This is a genomic window from Collimonas pratensis, from assembly GCF_001584185.1.
Classification (GTDB): Bacteria; Pseudomonadota; Gammaproteobacteria; order Burkholderiales; family Burkholderiaceae_D; genus Collimonas; species Collimonas pratensis.
This window is the reverse complement of record NZ_CP013234.1, coordinates 454815-472742: the sequence shown is the minus strand read 5'-3', so window position 1 is coordinate 472742 and position 17928 is coordinate 454815. Positions and strand designations below refer to the sequence as shown.

Annotated in this window: 13 protein-coding genes and 5 pseudogenes; 2 read left to right on the top strand and 16 right to left on the bottom strand. The window is 53.2% G+C overall.

The features are described 5' to 3' along the window. Positions 1 to 555: 555 nt before the first annotated feature. The 5 genes and pseudogenes from CPter91_RS25540 to CPter91_RS25535 all read right to left on the bottom strand — a co-directional run bounded on the left by CPter91_RS25540 (position 556) and on the right by CPter91_RS25535 (position 4360). Positions 556 to 1047, bottom strand: a complete 492-nt coding sequence (locus CPter91_RS25540; RefSeq protein WP_082792548.1) for a cupin domain-containing protein — start codon at positions 1045 to 1047, stop codon at positions 556 to 558. A 260-nt stretch (positions 1048 to 1307) separates the two neighbouring features. Further along, positions 1308 to 1691, bottom strand: a pseudogene (locus tag CPter91_RS02050) (methyl-accepting chemotaxis protein); the annotation flags it as partial. Positions 1692 to 1732: 41 nt separating this feature from the next. Beyond that, positions 1733 to 2653 carry an SMP-30/gluconolactonase/LRE family protein gene (locus tag CPter91_RS02045; protein WP_061936296.1) on the bottom strand — a complete coding sequence of 307 codons (921 nt, stop codon included), beginning with the start codon at positions 2651 to 2653 and terminating at the stop codon, positions 1733 to 1735. Between the two features lie 19 nt (positions 2654 to 2672). Beyond that, positions 2673 to 4001, bottom strand: coding sequence for an MFS transporter (locus tag CPter91_RS02040; protein WP_061936293.1), 1329 nt, complete (start codon positions 3999 to 4001; stop codon positions 2673 to 2675). A gap of 107 nt (positions 4002 to 4108) precedes the next feature. Continuing rightward, positions 4109 to 4360, bottom strand: a complete 252-nt coding sequence (locus CPter91_RS25535) for a twin-arginine translocation signal domain-containing protein (protein WP_417924872.1) — start codon at positions 4358 to 4360, stop codon at positions 4109 to 4111. A gap of 126 nt (positions 4361 to 4486) precedes the next feature. On the opposite strand from CPter91_RS25535, the pseudogene CPter91_RS25530 reads away from it, so the two are divergent. Beyond that, a pseudogene (locus CPter91_RS25530) lies at positions 4487 to 4677 on the top strand (LysR family transcriptional regulator); the annotation flags it as partial. Between the two features lie 206 nt (positions 4678 to 4883). Here the strand turns inward: CPter91_RS25530 and CPter91_RS02035 are convergent. The 8 genes and pseudogenes from CPter91_RS02035 to CPter91_RS02000 all read right to left on the bottom strand — a co-directional run bounded on the left by CPter91_RS02035 (position 4884) and on the right by CPter91_RS02000 (position 12427). Continuing rightward, entirely contained in the window at positions 4884 to 6260 is a 1377-nt protein-coding gene (locus tag CPter91_RS02035; RefSeq protein ID WP_082792544.1) for an MFS transporter, read from the bottom strand. 78 nt (positions 6261 to 6338) lie between these two features. Further along, positions 6339 to 7379 carry an amidohydrolase family protein gene (locus tag CPter91_RS02030; RefSeq protein ID WP_061538532.1) on the bottom strand — a complete coding sequence of 347 codons (1041 nt, stop codon included), beginning with the start codon at positions 7377 to 7379 and terminating at the stop codon, positions 6339 to 6341. Continuing rightward, positions 7379 to 8061: pseudogene (locus tag CPter91_RS02025) on the bottom strand (RraA family protein). The gene CPter91_RS02030 and the pseudogene CPter91_RS02025 overlap by 1 nt, the downstream one beginning before the upstream one ends. A gap of 37 nt (positions 8062 to 8098) precedes the next feature. Then, positions 8099 to 9301, bottom strand: coding sequence for a pyridoxal phosphate-dependent aminotransferase (locus CPter91_RS02020; protein ID WP_061538530.1), 1203 nt, complete (start codon positions 9299 to 9301; stop codon positions 8099 to 8101). 40 nt (positions 9302 to 9341) lie between these two features. After that, on the bottom strand, positions 9342 to 10070 hold the full coding sequence (locus CPter91_RS02015; protein WP_061936290.1) for an amino acid ABC transporter ATP-binding protein: 729 nt from the start codon (positions 10068 to 10070) through the stop codon (positions 9342 to 9344). After that, complete coding sequence (locus CPter91_RS02010; RefSeq protein ID WP_061936287.1) at positions 10070 to 10774, bottom strand: amino acid ABC transporter permease; 705 nt, start codon at positions 10772 to 10774, stop codon at positions 10070 to 10072. The genes CPter91_RS02015 and CPter91_RS02010 overlap by 1 nt, the downstream gene beginning before the upstream one ends. A gap of 1 nt (position 10775) precedes the next feature. After that, positions 10776 to 11471 carry an amino acid ABC transporter permease gene (locus CPter91_RS02005; RefSeq protein WP_061936285.1) on the bottom strand — a complete coding sequence of 232 codons (696 nt, stop codon included), beginning with the start codon at positions 11469 to 11471 and terminating at the stop codon, positions 10776 to 10778. A 160-nt stretch (positions 11472 to 11631) separates the two neighbouring features. Further along, positions 11632 to 12427 (bottom strand): annotated as a pseudogene (locus tag CPter91_RS02000) (ABC transporter substrate-binding protein). Positions 12428 to 12718: 291 nt separating this feature from the next. Here CPter91_RS02000 and CPter91_RS01995 point away from each other — a divergent pair. Then, positions 12719 to 13534 (top strand): IclR family transcriptional regulator, encoded by an 816-nt coding sequence (locus CPter91_RS01995; RefSeq protein ID WP_061936282.1) that lies wholly within the window; start codon positions 12719 to 12721, stop codon positions 13532 to 13534. A 509-nt stretch (positions 13535 to 14043) separates the two neighbouring features. Here CPter91_RS01995 and CPter91_RS01990 read toward each other — a convergent pair. The 3 genes and pseudogenes from CPter91_RS01990 to CPter91_RS01980 all read right to left on the bottom strand — a co-directional run bounded on the left by CPter91_RS01990 (position 14044) and on the right by CPter91_RS01980 (position 17829). After that, positions 14044 to 15411 (bottom strand): MFS transporter, encoded by a 1368-nt coding sequence (locus tag CPter91_RS01990; protein WP_061936280.1) that lies wholly within the window; start codon positions 15409 to 15411, stop codon positions 14044 to 14046. A gap of 14 nt (positions 15412 to 15425) precedes the next feature. After that, a pseudogene (locus tag CPter91_RS01985) lies at positions 15426 to 16699 on the bottom strand (MFS transporter). A 95-nt stretch (positions 16700 to 16794) separates the two neighbouring features. Further along, positions 16795 to 17829 carry an amidohydrolase family protein gene (locus CPter91_RS01980; RefSeq protein ID WP_061936277.1) on the bottom strand — a complete coding sequence of 345 codons (1035 nt, stop codon included), beginning with the start codon at positions 17827 to 17829 and terminating at the stop codon, positions 16795 to 16797. Between the last annotated feature and the right edge of the window lie 99 nt (positions 17830 to 17928).

Sequence of the window (17928 nt, the reverse complement as noted above, 5' to 3'; positions counted from 1 at the left end):
CGGCGCAAATTAACACCCATTTACTAGAAACCTGAAGCAGCCCCATTTTTTGCTTTCGCCCTATGTTTTTCGCACTTTGGAGCAGTCATAAGCATGCCAACATACAGCCAGAAATGACGGCCTGCATTTCACCATTTTCAGGGATGCTAGAAGCAAAGTTTGGGATTTAACGGCTGGGTTAAATTTGGAGCTCACGGACGTTTTCTTTTCCGAAAAGCTTATCAAGACGTACGAGGGCCGAATCAGACAGCTTTTGCGTGAATAGAACCGCGAGCCGCTTCTTTGGGAGCGAACAAGCCACGTAAAAGAGATTCCGATTCCTTTCGTATGCAGTTCTATCAGCGGGAATGATCGTCGGATTTTCCAGCCACTCAAGGAGCTTGTTGAAATCATATTGGCTCCCCCCTTCCGGCTACAACCATTTCCGGACAAGACGACAGTTTCCTGCCAATGCACGTTTACACAAAATTATGCACACGCCCCGTGTTGACGAGGCCCTAGTCTTCTTTAGTTATTTCCCTAGGTTGTAAAAAATATCAGCAGCGCAACTCGCTACTATTTATTCGGTGCAACTGGTGTTGCAGAAGACGGACCAAAACCAACTTCATCATACACCGCGCCATCCGCGCCGGCATAAAGCCAGTGTGCGGTTTCAGCGGGCGTGTAATAGACATCCCCAGCATGAAATACGTGAGCAAGTTCCGTGTCGACCACGTTGCCTCGACCATAATAGATGGTGCCAGCGATAACTGTTGTGAACCGTCCATCTGGATGGAAATGCGGATCATTCTTGGCATTCGGTGCGAGCCGGACGCGCGTAACATATACGCCGGATTCTTGTAGCGAACCAACAATTTGCGTTGAGAACACACCGGCTTTCCCTTCCTTCAAAACAATTGCTTCGCCCGTCAATTCCATCGGTGTCGTCGAATCTCCCTCTGCTCCATGAATGATCGCGTGTCCGTTTTGGGCCGGTTGGGCATGAAGGTTCAAGCACATGTTCGCTAAAATTAATGACGCCAAGCCCTTTTGATAAATTTTTCTCATTCAAAACTCCTCTATGTTCTTCTCAATTGTTATCGGCTGACTTATCTGATTGCTAAGCATCGAATCCGTAAAGTGTCGCAGCGTTATGAACGAAGACTTGCTCACGAATCCGCTGCGACGAAATCCAAGCAGAAATTCACTTGACGTGTGTTGTCTGCATTCTGTTTAACAATAGAGGTGAACTCTTCCATTGCCGATGCGATTTTTTCCAGCGAACTAAATTGGATAAGCTCAATTCCATAAGCAAATCAACAGAAATGCTACAGCTTGAACTGACCAACAACTTTGGACAAAGCATTCGCTTGGTCCTGAAGTGATTGCGCCGCTGCAGCTGCCTGTTCCACCAGCGCAGCATTTTGTTGCGTACCATCATCCGTCATCGAAACAGCACGATTGATTTCCTGTATTCCGGTACTTTGCTCTTGGCTTGCAGTTGCTATGTCGCGCATGATCAAAGCGACTTTTTTTACTGAATCCGAAATTTGAGACATGGTGGTCCCTGCCTGATCTACCAGTTGACTACCGTCCTCTACTTGCCCAACGGAGTCGTTGATCAGGCTTTTAATTTCCTTGGCTGCGCTAGAAGATCGTTGAACAAGATTGCGTACTTCAGTAGCAACTACAGCAAAGCCATGGGAGTCCTTTGCTAAAACGGTTGTTGGCTGGATTAATTGTGCGCACATCGTCAGGCGTGCGAATACATGGGCAGACCTGGCGTCGACACGCCGGCGCACAGGATTGAACCGGTCTGCGATTCGGTGATGAATAGGCTCTTTCCGTCCGGTCCACCGAAAGCCAGATTTGTGGTCGAGATACCTGCATTGGAACGGATCCGTAGCAAGGGTTCAGCGAATTTGGAAAGGCGCCAGATCGAGCCGAAGCCGGTGTGGGCGATGTAAAGGCAACTCTCAGCATCCAACGCTAAGCCGTCAGGACCGGCCAGGCCACCGTGAAGATTGGCGAACACGCCAACCTTGCCCACCACGCCGCTGTTGTGCAAGGGAATGCGCCAGATCTGCTGCGCGCGGGTCACCGCCACCAGCAGGTGATTCAGCGTCGGGTCGTAGACGATGCCATTTGGGCTGGGAATGGTGTTGATAAGGCAGCTCAGCTGACCGTCGGGAGAAAGGCGATAGACGCGCCCGGTCGGATCCTGCAGGCCGGTCTGGCCCTGATCAGTGAAGTAGATCTCGCCGGCCGGTCCGAACACCAAATCGTTGACGCCTTTGAAGCCTTCCGAACCTACAGTCTCCAGCAGCGGCGAGACTTCTCCGGTGTCTGGATTTAATTGCACCAACCCGCGCTTGTAATCGGTGATGACGATGCGGCCGTTCTTGTCGATCTTCAGACCGTTGGGCCAACCGTCGTATTCTGTGACCAACTCCCACTCGCCTTCCCGCGAGATGCGGAAAATACGACCGTACGGGATATCGGTGACATACAGTCGGCCCTGACGATCAAACGATGGACCTTCGAGGAAGGAATCGATAGGCTGCCCTCCACGATTGGCGTCGCTCCATGAATTTTTCTTAGGTTTGCGGAAATGATCCGGCAGGCGCGTGAAGATAGTCGTTTCGACGGTAGGTGGAGGCGTGAAAAAGCTCATGGTCTGTTTTCCTGAAGAATTACTGCTTGCTCTTGGTGGGATCGCCGAGTGCCAGTGTGATCACCGCGCCCAGGAGGAGCGCGCTGGCCACGAAGATCAGCGGATAGGTGAAGCCTTTAGTTGCCTCACGGATGAAACCGATAATCGACGGGCCAACGAAGCCGCCGAGGTTGCCGATGGAGACGATCAGCGCCAGGCCGCCCGCGGCCGCACGGCCGGTGAGGAAGCGTGAGGGAATTGCCCAGAACGTCGCCTGGAAGGAAAGGATGGAAGCCACAGCGACGGTGATGGCCAGCATTTTCAACAGCGGATCGTTCAGGAAGGCAGAGATCGCCACTGACACGGCGGCAGTGGTGATCGCGCCGGCGACGAAAAACAAACTCTTGTCGCTCTTGCTGGCCAGCCTTGCCCACAAGGTCATGGCGATGGCGCCGACGATGTAAGGCACGGCCGCTACTAATCCGACTTGATGAGAAGGCAGGCCGAATTCTTTGATGATCTGCGGCAGCCACAGGCCAATGCTGAGCGAACCTAGGATGCCGCAAAAGTTGGCTCCGGCCAGCACGAACACACGCCAGTTGGTGAAAGCATCGCGCAGCTTGTTGCCGTGGCGCGCAGCCAGCACGTTTTGTTCGGTATCGAGCTTGGCTTCTAGCCATTGCTTCTCGGCCGGTGTCAGCCAAGAGGCCTTGGACGGACGATCCGGCAACAGAAACAGACACATCGTGCCGAGCACCACCGCTGGCAGTGCCTCCAGTAGCAACAGGACCTGCCAGCCCTTGTAGCCCCACAGGCCATGCATTTCCATCAGCGCGCCCGAGATCGGCGAGCCGATGATGTTGGCAACCGGAATGCCAACTAGGAAAAAGGCCGTAGCTTTGCCGCGCCACTCGCCCGGAAACCACTTGGTGAAGTACAGGTAAATGCCTGGCGTGAAGCCGGCTTCGGCCATGCCTAGGAAGAAGCGCGCCAGTGCAAAGCTCTTGGGGCCAACCACGAAGGCGGTAAGCATCGAGATCACGCCCCAGGAGATCATGATGCGCGAGATCCACATGCGTGCTCCGAAGCGATGCAGCGCCAAGTTACTGGGAATTTCAAAAAAAAAGTAGCCAATGAAGAACAAGCCGGCACCCAGGCCGAACTGCGACGGCGTCAGGCCCAGGTCCTTGTTCATGGTCAGCGCTGCGAAACCGACGTTGATTCGATCCAGGTAGCTGACCACGTAACACAGCAGGATGAAGGGAATCAGGCGACGCATCACCTTCTTCATCGTAGCCTGTTCGTTTATCGCCGTTTCGCTGGCGGCGGAGATGTCATGCGTCGTGTTGATGTCGTGTGCTTGGCTCATGTCGACCCGATCAGAAATGGTACAGACGTGCGACGTCGACCAGGATGGTCTTGAGGCCCTCGACAAAGTCGGCCCATGCGGCCATCAGGTCCGGCAGTTGTGCTGCGTCAATTTGGCTCCCGGCGTCCAAGGAAAACGGTCGTCGTAGATGTGCATGTGGCAATCGCATGCACGGGTCGGTAATTTGGTAGCAGCCCGTTCTCTGCCCGATGAATAGGTATAAGGAGACTGTGAAGAGTCGGGGAGTGATAGGAATCGGAGGCCGACGCTGGCGGCAACCAAACTGTGGCGCCAAGCGCAATAGACATTACGCCACTGCGGCGCAAGAATTCTCGACGTGTCTGTGCTGCTATTAACATCTTTGTCTCCATGTTTTCTCCGCGCTGGCAGTGGGCGAAGTTCTAGTTTGGAAGGCAGTCTACGCTGCGATTTTTTTAATGTATATTTGCTTTTATTTTGAATTTCATAAATTTCAGGAATGAATCATGGACTTTCGCGAGCTCAAGTATTTTGAAGTTATCGCCGACGAGAGACACGTAGGACGCACTGCCGAGCGGCTCTATAAAACCCAGCCGGCCCTGACCAAATGCATAGACACCGGCTGGAAGAACAGCTGGGTGCGCCTTTGTTCGAGCGGATGGGACGCGGCATTCGTCTGACCGCAGTGGGTAGAGCCTAGCTAGTGGGAGAATTCCTATGTGATAGCTCGCAATACGCTCAAGTAGCGAGCTAGCGGGGGATGACTCAGGCGAGGCTTGTCCTGCGGTTTTCTGCATCAGATACTCTTTCTATCTTTAGATTATGCGTTCAATGCTCGTTGATTTCTTATCGATAAATGGTCCTGTGCGCTTGGAACTTTCGGCAATTCCAGACACAAGGTTATTAATCATTGCCGTATCGAATCCGAGAGAGGCTGACAAGGCTAGCTGCGCCAGCAAGCACTGCGGCACTAATAAGTACCAGCTTGTAAGGAGAAATGGAAATGGTCAGCAGCATTGCGACGATCGAGGCACCGAGTGTCTGCCCCATCAGGCGCCCAGTACCCAACATCCCGCTGGCGCCACCAGTTCGAGAGCGTGGAGCCGAACTGATGATTGTCTTATTATTCGGTGACTGGAACAGGCCAAAACCAAGGCCACAGATTGCGAAGAGCGCCGCGATGGTGATATCCGACGTAGCTCGGTCCACAATGAGCAAGGTCAGCAAACCTGCGCTCATAATTGCCAAGCCAATGCCGCCCAACAAACCTGAGGAGATCCGATCAGACAGCTTGCCTGCGACAACGCCGGTCAAAGCTACAGCGATAGGCCAAGCGGTCAGCAGCATGCCCGCGCGCGCCGCTCCCATGCCCAGATGGTTCTGTAGCATGAATGGCAGCATGACAAAGGTCGCCATCTGCGCAGCAAAGGAGCAGAATGACGTGCCGATGGACAGCGCAAACATAGGTATGCGCAGCAGGTCCAAAGGAAGCATCGGCGCCGATTTCGACTGAACCTTCAGCAGTACCAATAAGCTCAGCACCGTGAAGACTATACAAACCAGTACAGTCTGCAGCCCCTCGACGTGGCCAATCGCATCGACCGAATATAGGAGCAGTCCAACGAATAGCATGCAGACTGCGGCACTTTTAGTATCGAACTTACGTTTGGACAGTGGGTTCAACGGCAATGCTTTGAGGCCGATGAAGAAGGCGATAAATCCTAGCGGGATATTAATGAGGAAGAGCCAATGCCAAGAAGAGAAGTGCAGGATAATGCCGGCGACCGTTGGGCCAAGCGCGGTAGCGGTGCCGGCAACAAGTGCGTTATATCCGATGGCGCGCCCAAGCATCTTGCGGGGATAGATGAAGCGAATGAGCGCAGTATTTACGCTCAGAATGCCTGCGGCCCCCATGCCCTGCAGAACGCGGGCAAGGCTCAACTGCACCATCGTACCGCTGACGGCGCAAGCTAGCGATGCAATTATGAAGAGCACTAGACCTACCAGGTATACTCGCCGGTAGCCAACAACTTCGCCGAGAGATGCCAGAGGCAGGAGAAATACCGCCATTGCAATTTGATAGCTGTTGATAATCCAGATGGCCTCAGCTTCGGTAGCCATCATGTCACGCGCAATAGAAGGTAGCGCCAGGTTCGCGATTGAGCCGTCCATCACCGCAATGGTGACAGCCAGCACTACGGCTACAATTGCCAAAATTCGCTTATTAGTCGGCAAACCATCAGCCTCATGCAACGTGCTGTCTTTTAGATTGTCTTCCACTTGTTGTTTTCCATGCTGTTACGCCCAAAGCATTTTTTGACGGCCGTCGGGCGCTATCGGTTGCTCAGTGGCCTTCGGTCAAATGCGATACACTTTTTGGGCAGTACCGCAGAACAGGGCCTTCCGTTCGTCTCCAGACAGACCTCTGGTCAGGAGCTTGAAGGCATTCCACAAGCTGACATAACCAAACATCCCCTTATCCACCGGGAAATTACTTTCAAACATGCATCGTGTAGGCCCAAACATATCGATAGCTGCCTCGATATAAGGACGCCACGCGATAGCCAGTAGCTCAGAGGTGGGCGGTGCCTCATTGAGATGAAAGTCCCATCCGCCAACTGGCATCCCAAGACCACCAAGCTTCAAATAGACATTGGGAAGCGAGGCAATCTCCTCCATCGCGGCACCCCACTCCCCCAACACTTCCGAACGTTTCTCTCTATAGGAACCAGCGCCAAGCGGCCCACCAACGTGGTTAAGAATGATGGTCGTATCTGGGCAAGTCTTCGCCAGAGATAAGACCTCTCGAAGTTGAGTGTGGTACGCCCATATGTCAAGGGTGAGGCCATGGGCTGGGAGTAAACGAACACCAGCTTGGAACTGAGGGCTCGTGAGCATTCCTGGCGGAGGTGGAATTGGGTTGGTACGGATAGCGGGTTCGCCATGCCACGCAGTGGTATTGCGAACGCCGCGCAAACGACCATTGCCTGCTGCGGTGAGCGCTTCCAGAATTGGAGCGACTTCGCTCCCCATCATCAGGTCTGCAAATCCGACAATTGCGGCGCAAGCGCGTACATGTCCATAGAGGCCGGATGCGGACTGTGCCGCCAAACCATTGATGAACTCAACTTCACCGACAGGCTTCATTGGCCCGGGGCCGTCTTGCCGGTACATGCTGCGACACTGAACGAATATAGTGGCGATGATGTTATGTCCAGAGTTGATATCGACCATTAGCTCGTCGAACAGGTATCGGCCAGTATCTCGGTCCCAGATATGATGATGTGCGTCAATGATAGGGAGGCCCGGCTCGAGGACCTCCTCTTTGGTAAGAGCAAGCCAGTCCTCGCGTACATGAAGATGCGGCGAGAGCTGGACGGGGTGGTCTGGCGCTGCCATTACTTACCTCCTACCACTTCGCACTTGAGCTTGTCCAGTGTGAACTGCACCCAAGTGCGGTCGTTCGTGCCAGCGCGAATTGCGGCCATCTGGCCGGCTTCAGCATCGTTCTTTGCCTTGGCTGCCGCATGCACTTCATCCAGGTCATCGTATGCGACGCATAGCAAACCATCGCTGTCGCCGACGACCAGGTCACCGGCGTTAACGACCATGCCGCCGATGGCGATAGGAACGTTGATTTCGCCAGGACCGTCCTTGTAGGGACCACGATGAGTCACGCCGGCGGCAAAGACAGGGAAAGTACCGCTCTGAATTGCATCCAGGTCACGGACGGCGCCGTAGATGACGATTCCGCCTAGCTTACGCTGGATAGCGTGCGCCACCATCAGCTCGCCGATGATTGCATTGGTGAGGTCGCCGCCAGCGTCAACCACAACAACATCTCCTGGTTCTGCCAAGTCCAGAGCCTTGTGCACCATCAGGTTGTCGCCCGGTCGGGACTTGACGGTAATTGCTGCACCAGCGAGCTTCCCCCCTGATGCAGCGGACGCAGCTGAGAACCAGCCGCGTTCATGCGCGACATGGAGTCGCTGATGTTCGCGACCGGAATGGAAGAAAATTTCTGGACAACCTCGCCAGAAACTTTGCGCTGACGTTCGAAAATCCGAAAACCTGCGGTCATGATGAGTTCCTATGACTATATGTAATTGAATGAAGAATTAACGCAGCGAGGCGCTGAAGCGTTGCACACGGGTGCAGGCGTCACGCAGACGCTCAGTGGAATCGGCGTACGATAGGCGGAAGTTCGGACCTTGACCGAATGCGCTGCCGTGAACTAGCGCAACACCTTCTGTTTCCAACAATGCCGTCACAAAATCCTCGTCGTTCTCAATGACTTTGCCACCTTCGGTAGTACGGCCCAGCAGTCCTTCGCAGGACGGGAAGACATAAAAAGCGCCCTCAGGAGTCGGGCAATCCAGGCCTTCTGCATCGTTCAGCATTGAAACCACTAGGTCGCGCCGCTCTTGGAATACTTTGCGGCTATTGTGGATGTAGTCTTGTGGACCATTCAAGGCCTCAACAGCCGCCCATTGTGAAATCGATGTAGCGCCCGATGTGACTTGTCCCTGTACCTTTTCCATTGCTTTAATCAACTCGACAGGGCCGGCGCCGTAACCGATACGCCAGCCGGTCATTGCGTAGGCCTTGGATACACCATTCATGGTCAAGGTACGTTCATACAGTTCGGGAGCGACTTGAGCCGGAGTGGTGAATTCGAAGCCGTCATACACAAGGTGTTCATAGATGTCGTCAGCCAGAATCCAGACATGGGGATGGCGCTTCAGAACATCCGTCAACGCTTCCAACTCCGCACGAGTGTATGCAGCCCCAGTGGGGTTAGAGGGCGAATTGAAGAGAATCCACTTGGTACGCGGGGTGATTGCACGCTCCAAATCTTCCGGTCGAAGCTTATAGTCGGTTGCGCGCGAAGTACCTATGAGCACTGGCTTGCCGCCGAACAGAGCGACTAGTTCCGGGTACGACACCCAGTACGGTGCCGGCACGATGACCTCGTCGCCAGGATTCAGCGTAGCCATCAGCGCATTGGCAATGACATGCTTGCCGCCCGAGCTGACGATGGTCTGGGCTACGCTGTAGTTCAGCTGGTTCTCGCGCTTGAACTTTGCGACGATGGCTTCGCGCAGCTCAGTGATGCCGGCAACGGCAGTGTATTTAGTCTCGCCGCGACGAATCGCGTCGTAGGCAGCCTGCTTGATGTTGTCCGGAGTATCGAAATCCGGCTGACCGGAGCTCAGTGCAATCACGTTGCGACCCTGTGCAGCCAGTTCACGGGCTTTCTGGGTAATAGCGATAGTTGCGGATGGTTTGATGCGGGAAAGCGAATGGGAAATAAATGTCATGATGAACTCGTTTAGTAACCTGTCATTGATTGGGTAGGAATTAGGCGTGGCGGATGTCTGCTACGAATTTCTGGGCACGCGGATGTTGCGGGCGCTCGAAGAAAGCTTGTGGGGTAGCGCGTTCCAGCACTTCGCCATCTGCCATGAAAATCAGGCGGTCAGCAACGTCCCGAGCGAAGCCCATTTCGTGGGTGACACAAACCATCGTCATCCCTTCGGATGCCAGCTGCTTCATTACATGCAGCACTTCGCCAACCATTTCAGGGTCCAGTGCCGATGTCGGTTCGTCAAACAGCATTACGGGAGGTTTCATTGCCAGAGCACGTGCGATTGCCACACGCTGCTGCTGGCCGCCAGACAGCTGACCAGGGTACGCCCCGGCCTTATTCGCCAGACCGACCTTCTCTAGCAGCCCCATCGAGGTGTCACGGGCTTCTTTTTCAGAGAGCTTCATCACACGCATGGTCGCTAGCATCACGTTGCGAGCGACGCTCATGTGCGGGAACAGGTTGAAGGATTGGAAGACGAACCCGATACGGCTACGCAGCTTGTTGATATCAATGCCATTGCCGTGGATGTCAATCCCGTCGACGTAAATCTGTCCATTATTGATGGGCTCTAGACGATTCACGGTTCGAATCAAGGTCGATTTACCCGAGCCCGATGGGCCGCAAACGATGACTACTTCACCGCGCGACACTTCCTCGTTGACGTTACGCAGGGCATGATAATCGCCATACCACTTGTTCACATTGTTGAATCGAATCATCACGTGCTCCTGAATTGACGTTTGGTTTTAATACGGCGCTCAGCGATTCCGACCAGCGAGCTCAGGCTGTAGCAGATAGCGAAATAGGTCATCGCCAGCAGGAAGTAGACTTGGAAGGGCTTGGTCAACAACTGGGAGTTGACTGAATAAGCCGCGTAGGTAAGTTCGTTGACGCTAATGATGTAGGCCAGCGACGTGTTCTTGATGAGCGAAATCAGCTGATTTAGGATGCTCGGAATCATGTTAAACAGAGCTTGCGGCAACACCACATCCCACAGCGTCTTGATGTAGCTCATCCCCAGCGAACGAGATGCCTCGACCTGTCCTTTCGGGATGGCTTGAATGCCAGCTTTGATGACCTCGCCCAGGAAGGCAACTTCGTAGACAATGAGGGCACAAATCACTGTTGTGATGCCAGAGACTGAGGTGCCAATCAGCATGGGAACGATGAAATATGCCCAGAAAATCAGCATCAGGACAGGCAGGCCGCGGACAGTATGCACAATCGCTGCAGCTGGCATCGCGACCCAACGAACGGTGCTCGTACGCGCGATACCGCACAGGACAGCCAGCGGAAATGCGCAAGCAAGGCCGGTCACGGCAAGAATCAAGGTTAATGCCAGACCACCAATCTGACCTTGCGGAAACTCGCCGACCAGCAGTTGCAGGCCGAAACCCCTCAGAATCTCGATGTAATCGCTCATTTCAGCGCTCCTTCACTTGCAGATGACGGTTGTAGTAAGCGCCGACGGCCATGATGGTCCAAGACATTAATAAATAGAAAATTGATGCAATCGCGAAGGTTTCAAAGGTGCGGTATGTTTCGTTTTCGATTTGCCGGCTCGAATACGTCATCTCAGCCACGCCGATGGCCATTGCAAGACTGGTGGACTTGAATAGACTCAGAGATTGATTTACCAAAGGCGCCACTGATACGCGAATCGCCTGGGGTAGCAGCACGTCGCGCATCGTTTGGACATACGAGAGACCTAAGGCACGAGCTGCTTCCATTTGGGTAGTCGCGACCGACCGCAGACCACTTCGCAGGTCCTCGGACATATATGCTGCCGCATTGAGGAACAGTGCAATGAGGGCGAATATGAATTCGCCGTTGTGCTCGTTGATAAACCCGGTGATTGAAGACGGCAAAAGTTCTGGAACGCCGAAGTACCAGACGAAAATTTGTACCAGACCAGGAACGTTGCGATGGTAGTTCACATACGCTGCAATCACCCACTCCAAAGGAGCGAAGTCCAGTGCCCGCAGGGCGACGATAATGACTGCTAGAGCAAACGCGCAAATCCAGGATGTAGCGAACAGCCCTAGCGACGTGAATGCTCCTCCAATGAGCCAATCGAGGTACTGACCTTGCAATACCGCACCGAAATCGAGATTAATCATTTTTCGCTTTCTTGCTAATTCTTGCTACACCCACCAATGGGAGGGTCCTAGCACCACATTGGCGGGCAGGAATGCACGACTCAAAGATCTTTGGGCAACGCGCCCCAGAGGTCGCTCGATTTCTCGTCGACATACCTAGTTTCAAGCAAAGCAGAGTTAGTTACTGGAAGGCGGAGATCGGAGTCAGTTTCTTCTCTCGAGGAATATTGTATTTGGTACCAGCACCAAACCACTTATTCCAAATTGCGTCGTTCTGACCAGATTTCTCCAGACGCTCCAATGCACCATTCACGGCGGCCAGTAGGGCTGGCTCGTCCTTTTTCACCCCATACCCGTCGGCTCAAATGCGAGGATACCGTCCAGGAATTTGTACTTACCGTTCGATTCATTCACGAAACGCACGCCTGAAGTTTGCGACATAGCGAGCGCTTGTACCTTGTTCTGTGCCAAGGCCAAGAACGCTGAAGGGCTATCTTGGAAAGTCAGGACGGTTGCCTTCGGGAACATACGGCGAGCATACAGCTCAGGAGTCGAACCTTTGTTTGCGCTAATCCGCTTCGTTGACAAGTCATCGATCTTAGTGAAGCCGGACTCGGTGTGAGCAATCAACTTGATAGGAATCTGGTAGTGAATCGAACTGAAGTCGATTTGCTGTGCGCGCTCTTTTGTCCACCCAGAGCCGCAATAACCAAGTCCACGCGCCCCAAGGTCAGCTCAGGAATACGTGCCTCAACGGATACCCCTTTTTGCTCCAGCTTTAGGCCCATTTCCTTAGCCACGGCCGCACACATATCCACGTCATATCCCACAACTTGACGGGTAGCAGGGTCAACAAAGCCAACAGGCTCGCTACTGGTTAAAGTCGCACAGATGAGGGTACCGCGAGCCTTTATATCGGCCAGACGGTCCGCGTAAGCTGCGACCGAGAAAGTACAGGTCACCACGGCTACCAGCATTGCCAAGTGTCTCTTGCTAATGAACTTCAAATTCATTTTCTTCCCTTTCAAGTGTTGAACGACGAAGTGCAAATAAATCATAATGTCATTATGAATTTATAACAAGCGAATTTTTCTATTAAAATTCAAATAGTTAGAGCATGCTTTGGTGCGGTGCGAAATTGTCGGAAACTCTTATGGCAATCACATTCTGGGTGCGTGAATGCTTTTATTTTCCCGTTTTTTGGTGCATCGCGCCACGTGTGAAAAGTGATACGCTTAAGCGCGAAAGAAAGAAATCGAAAAACGTTTATGAAAAAAATGACAGACTCAAAATCAACCGCCGAAAAAGACGCTGCCCCTGACCGTACGGTTCTCGGCGCTGAACGTAGCCTGACCATCCTCAGCGCCTTCATTGACTCCCCCGAACCCTTCGGTTTAGCGGCGCTGGAAGAGCGAACCGGCCTCTTCAAGAGCGTCATTCATCGCTACCTGATGTCCTTTATTCGTGAGGGATATGTCATCCAACGGGCCGACAATTCGTATCAACTCGGTCCACGTGCATACCAGCTCGGAAAGGCTTTTGAATCGAAATTCGACTATAAAGACTTCATCGTGCCAACCCTTGAAAAATTGGTTCACGAGACCCAGGAAAGCACAGCCTTCTATATCCGTCAGCAGGAGCAACGTCTTTGCCTTTATGCTGTCGAATCTCCGGCATCAGTCAAAGCCACTGTCAAATCAGGCTCTCTCTTCCCACTGGACCAAACCTCCAGTGCCCAGGTGCTCCGATTCTTTTCAGTTCCTGGCAATGCGGCCCGCTCTGGCGGCAAGTACGTCTGCATCTCCATGGGCATCAACAACCCCCACTCGTCCTCTATGTCCGTCCCCGTATTCGGTACCGACAATGCCTTGATTGGCTCGATGACCATCTTCGGGCTAACCCTTCGCTTCGACCCAGCTGCATTAGAGGCACTACGAGGCAAGCTTCTAGCGCTCGCCCAAGACCTATCTGTTCGCCTTGGCGCTTCGCCGAAGATTTACGTAAATCCCACTAGCGACGTATTCGACGAAGCAGCAGCGCAAGCTAAGCTACAGTTAGAACTAGGTGATACTTTTCTGACGTGATGACTTTCCCGTTTGACTCCATGCCATGGAAGTACTTGGCTCTCTGCTTTTTGACAGCATGGACAAACAAGCCAAAAGTACTGCTGATCTGGGGGGATTTACTAAAGGATGCCGACAACGTAGATCGCCGCCGAATAGCTGGAAACCATGGCAGGCACCTCTAGAGCAACCTTGAGGGCGCCATGCACATTCGTGTATTCAACCTCTACCATTGCCATTGCCATTGCCATTGCGGTCAGCTTGGTCCAGATGACCCGGAGTCAACGGAATGCCACAGATTGTTAGCGTCGGCCAGCCAGGCATCGCCTTCGGCGAAAGGATTTACCGCCAAGTCGGTCATGCCGTTGCCGTTAGGGTTCCAGGTTTGCGAACTGCCGGTGAAGGTGTGTCCATCATCTGATCGACAACAACTGGGCTGAGAACCAGATTCACCTCATTGCCATTGGTCGTGAAAACTGAGCGTGTTTGAGCGTAAAAAACCGGCACATGTAATCGTATAGCCGAAAATGTTATGTGGGTACAGTTGGCGACAAACCGACTCGTCTCAGGCTAACGCAGCAAGCCGCACCCGATAAAATCGCCGCGATCAGGAGAATGACAATGTACGGCGACGATGTCGCAGTAAGAGCGAATGCAACTAACGACGCTCCCGCTGTCTGTCCCATAAGGCGCCCAGTACCCAGCATGCCGCTTGCTGCTCCGCTGCGCAATGTCGGGGCAACACTAATCATTGTGCGGTTATTGGGAGACTGGAACAACCCAAAGCCAAAGCCGCATATCGCCAGCCGTATGGCAACAAGGCCGTCCGCACTCTCCGCCGTCACGGTCAGCAAAGAAAGTAATCCGAGCGTTAAAATTGCCAGACCTATCCCTCCTAATAAACCGGCCGACATACGATCGGACATTTTGCCCGCCACTAATGCAGTCATTGCGACTGCCGCCGGCCATGCAGTCAATAGCAGCCCGGCATGCGCAGCACTTTGCCCTAAATGCTCCTGTAGGTAAAAAGGCAGCATCACATAAGCGGCTGTTTGTGCCGCAAATGAACATATGGACGTGCCTATCGATAGCGAAAACAACGGGATTCTAAGTAAATCTGTAGGGAGCATCGGTGCGTTGGCTGGCTGAAAGCGCAACAACAAGGCGACGACGAAAACCGTGAGAATTGCACAACTTAAAATGGAGAAAATTCCCTGAAGATGTCCAATCGCGTCGACGGTATATAGCAACGAACCAACTGAAGCCATGCACAACATCGCACTTAGTACATCGTAGCGATGCTTTGCCAATGGGCTGGCCGGCAACGACCGATAGCCGATGGCTAGCACCACAACACCGATGGGAACATTGATCAGAAAAAGCCAGTGCCATGAGGCGACACTCAGTATCAGTCCGGCAACGGTAGGGCCGAGCGCTGTCGCGGAGCCGGCAACAAGCGCGTTGTAGCCAACTGCACGGCCAAGCATGTCCGCGGGATAGATAAATCTGATCAACGCAATATTCACACTCAACATTCCCGCCGCTCCAAAGCCCTGGAGAACGCGTGCAATACTCAGTTGCGCGATAGTGTTGCTTGAACCGCATGCCAACGAGGCAAGGGTGAACATCATCAAACCAATCAGGTAGATGCGGCGATAACCGACAATTTCGCCCAGTGACGCTAGCGGTAGGAGGCAAATTGCCATTGCGATCTGGTATGAATTGATGATCCAGATGGACTCTGCCGCCGTCGCATGCATGTCGCGCGCAATCGAAGGCAGAGCAAGATTGGCAATCGTGCCATCCATGACCGCCATCGCCAAGCCACAGATAACCGTGGCAATGGCAAGTCTTCGCTGATCGATTGGAAGATCATCATTTTTTTTCGCGTCTGACATTTACCTGTGCTCGATTATTTTAGTTGTCGCCCCTTAGTCTCCGGAGCGAAAAATATGACCACGGCAGCGAAAACAAAAGCGGCAATAGTGGTACTCATTCCCAGCTCTGCCCCACCGTGTGTTGCCAGCACTCCGATAATAGAGGGGGCCAGCAATCCGCCGATACGTCCGCCATTATAGGCAAGTCCCATCAGGAAGGCGCGAGACTCTGTATCTGGAATCAGTTCCGCTGTAAAAGGACCGAGTCCTGCAAAGATGCCGTTGACACTAAATCCCGTGAAGAACAACGCGACCAGCAAAATACCGGGTTGAACCGAGAGCACGTAGCAGCAGACGGAGCAGATGCCGATCCCGAGATAAGAGAAAAACAAAGGACGTCGCCCAAACCGGTCCACGAAACTTCCAAATACAATAAAGCCGGCGATGGCTCCCAATTGCAAGGCTATCAGGAAATTCAGGCTGTGCAAAAAATTCAGGTGCTTTGATGCAATGAGAAAGGTTGGCGCCCAGGTGAATACGCCCCAAAAAATGTATTGGAGAAAAAAGATAAAAAAGAATGCGTGCTTAATCCCCTTCAACTCTGCGGGTGATGGCAATGAAAATCTGCGCCTGGTCTTCAATAAGCTCGCTTGCGTTCTCTTTTTCCAAACAGGCGACTCTGGCGTGCGCCGTGCAATAAAAAACATTATTACAGCCGGTAATGCCCCGATCAGATACAGAATGCGCCAACCATTGCCGCCAAGACCGCCGGCAAGGTTGCCCACTACCGCCGCAGCACCGATGGCAACGATAGCCCCAATCGGCAATCCCATTTGCATGAGGGCGCCACCGCGACCGCGATGTTTCGCCCCCATGTTTCTGCCACTAATGCGGCTCCCGCGGTCCAGGTCCCCCCCATGCCAAGGGCACCGCAAAAGCGCAGTGCCGCAATCACCGATATTGATGGTGCGAAGGCGATTAATCCGGAAAATATCGAATAAATCAAAATGCAGAGATAGGCTGTCCGGACCCGCCCTAACCTATCGGAGACCCAGCCAAACAATACTCCCCCGCAAATCTGACCTGCAGCCGTTACGCTGATGAGCGCACCGATTTGCGTCTTGCTCAGATCAAATACCGTCGCCAAAGTAGGTAGTGTCAGGGAAAGCATGAACGAGTCATAGCTTTCAAACATCCAGCCCAACCCTGCGAGCAGCAGTGCAGCCCAGCCGGCAGACCCCACTTCGCGATACCAGGGCAAGGCATTGTCAGAACTGTCGGCAATTTTGTGCGCGCTTGACGTCGAGATATATTCAGAACTGACAGATTTTATTTCTTTTTGATTTAACACTGTGTCTCCTCCTCTAGCGGGAATGGAAAAATATAAGGCGCTTCGGATAATTTCTATTCGACAGGAAGGCGATAGACATATTTGGCGGTTGCACTGAACAACGCCACTTTTTCTTGAGCCGAAGCACCGCTGGCCAGGCGCTTGAAGGCATTCCATAACACGGCATAGCTGAACATACCTTTATCGACCGGAAAATTACTTTCGAACATGCAGCGTCCAACGCCGAAGAGCTCTATGCAGGTGTGTATATAAGGTCGCCAGGCTATCGCAAGATCGCTGGAAGAAGGGGCACGAGGCTGTTCGTGAAAGGTGAACCCCATTACCGGCATACCGAGGCCGCCCAGTTTTACATAGACATTCGGCAATTGTGCCAGTAGCGTCATTTGCCCTTTCCAGTCGTCGAATACCGCATCTCGCTTACCTGTGTAAGGGCCTACGCCAATCGGCCCTCCCAGATGATCTAATACGATATGCAGGTCTGGAAGCAATTTAGCCAGATCAACCAATTCCCTAAGTTGCGAGTGATACGCCCAAACGTCCAGTGACAGACCGAGGCGCTGCAAACACGCTGCACCATTCAGGAAGCGCCGATCTCGCATCAGACTTGGCGGCGGCAGTACCGGACTTGAACGCACGGCATCATTTTCATGCCAAGCAACCGGGTTGCGGATACCTTTCAGCCTCCCGCCACTGATTGCCCGCATGGTTTCCAGAACAGGCTCCAGTTTGTCGCCGATCAAAAGATCGGCGCCGCCAACGATGGCAGCACATGGACGCAACGCACCATAAATGCCACTTTCTCCGAGCGCGGCGATACCGTTGGCGAATTCGACCTCTCCCACCGGTCGCATCTCGACCGGCCCGCTACTGCGATACATGGAGCGACATTGCACATACACAGTCTGCCGCACGTCGTGACCGCCCCACATATCCTCTTGGAATTGCGGAAAAAGATAGCGCGCGCCCGGTCGATCCCATAAATGGTGATGAGCATCAACGATCGAAATTTCAGGCTCCAGAATCGCCTCGGTATGCGTATTGAGCCAATCTTCCCGCACCGGTACGTGAGGCGTTTTGATATCTTGCATGTTATTTCCCTCTGTTAGCGGTCAGATGCGATTGTTTCGCCGGATCGCCAAGCAAAAACATAATCAGTGTACCAAGTAGCAACACCTTGGCGTTGCCCA

Bases quoted from the DNA above. Each gene is read 5' to 3' on its own strand.
- CPter91_RS25540 (WP_082792548.1), bottom strand. From the start codon at position 1,047: ATGAGAAAAATTTATCAAAAGGGCTTGGCGTCATTAATTTTAGCGAAC.
- CPter91_RS02045 (WP_061936296.1), bottom strand. From the start codon at position 2,653: ATGAGCTTTTTCACGCCTCCACCTACCGTCGAAACGACTATCTTCACG.
- CPter91_RS02040 (WP_061936293.1), bottom strand. From the start codon at position 4,001: ATGAGCCAAGCACACGACATCAACACGACGCATGACATCTCCGCCGCC.
- CPter91_RS25535 (WP_417924872.1), bottom strand. From the start codon at position 4,360: ATGTTAATAGCAGCACAGACACGTCGAGAATTCTTGCGCCGCAGTGGC.
- CPter91_RS02030 (WP_061538532.1), bottom strand. From the start codon at position 7,379: ATGGCAGCGCCAGACCACCCCGTCCAGCTCTCGCCGCATCTTCATGTA.
- CPter91_RS02020 (WP_061538530.1), bottom strand. From the start codon at position 9,301: ATGACATTTATTTCCCATTCGCTTTCCCGCATCAAACCATCCGCAACT.
- CPter91_RS02015 (WP_061936290.1), bottom strand. From the start codon at position 10,070: ATGATTCGATTCAACAATGTGAACAAGTGGTATGGCGATTATCATGCC.
- CPter91_RS02010 (WP_061936287.1), bottom strand. From the start codon at position 10,774: ATGAGCGATTACATCGAGATTCTGAGGGGTTTCGGCCTGCAACTGCTG.
- CPter91_RS02005 (WP_061936285.1), bottom strand. From the start codon at position 11,471: ATGATTAATCTCGATTTCGGTGCGGTATTGCAAGGTCAGTACCTCGAT.
- CPter91_RS01995 (WP_061936282.1), top strand. From the start codon at position 12,719: ATGAAAAAAATGACAGACTCAAAATCAACCGCCGAAAAAGACGCTGCC.
- CPter91_RS01990 (WP_061936280.1), bottom strand. From the start codon at position 15,411: ATGTCAGACGCGAAAAAAAATGATGATCTTCCAATCGATCAGCGAAGA.
- CPter91_RS01980 (WP_061936277.1), bottom strand. From the start codon at position 17,829: ATGCAAGATATCAAAACGCCTCACGTACCGGTGCGGGAAGATTGGCTC.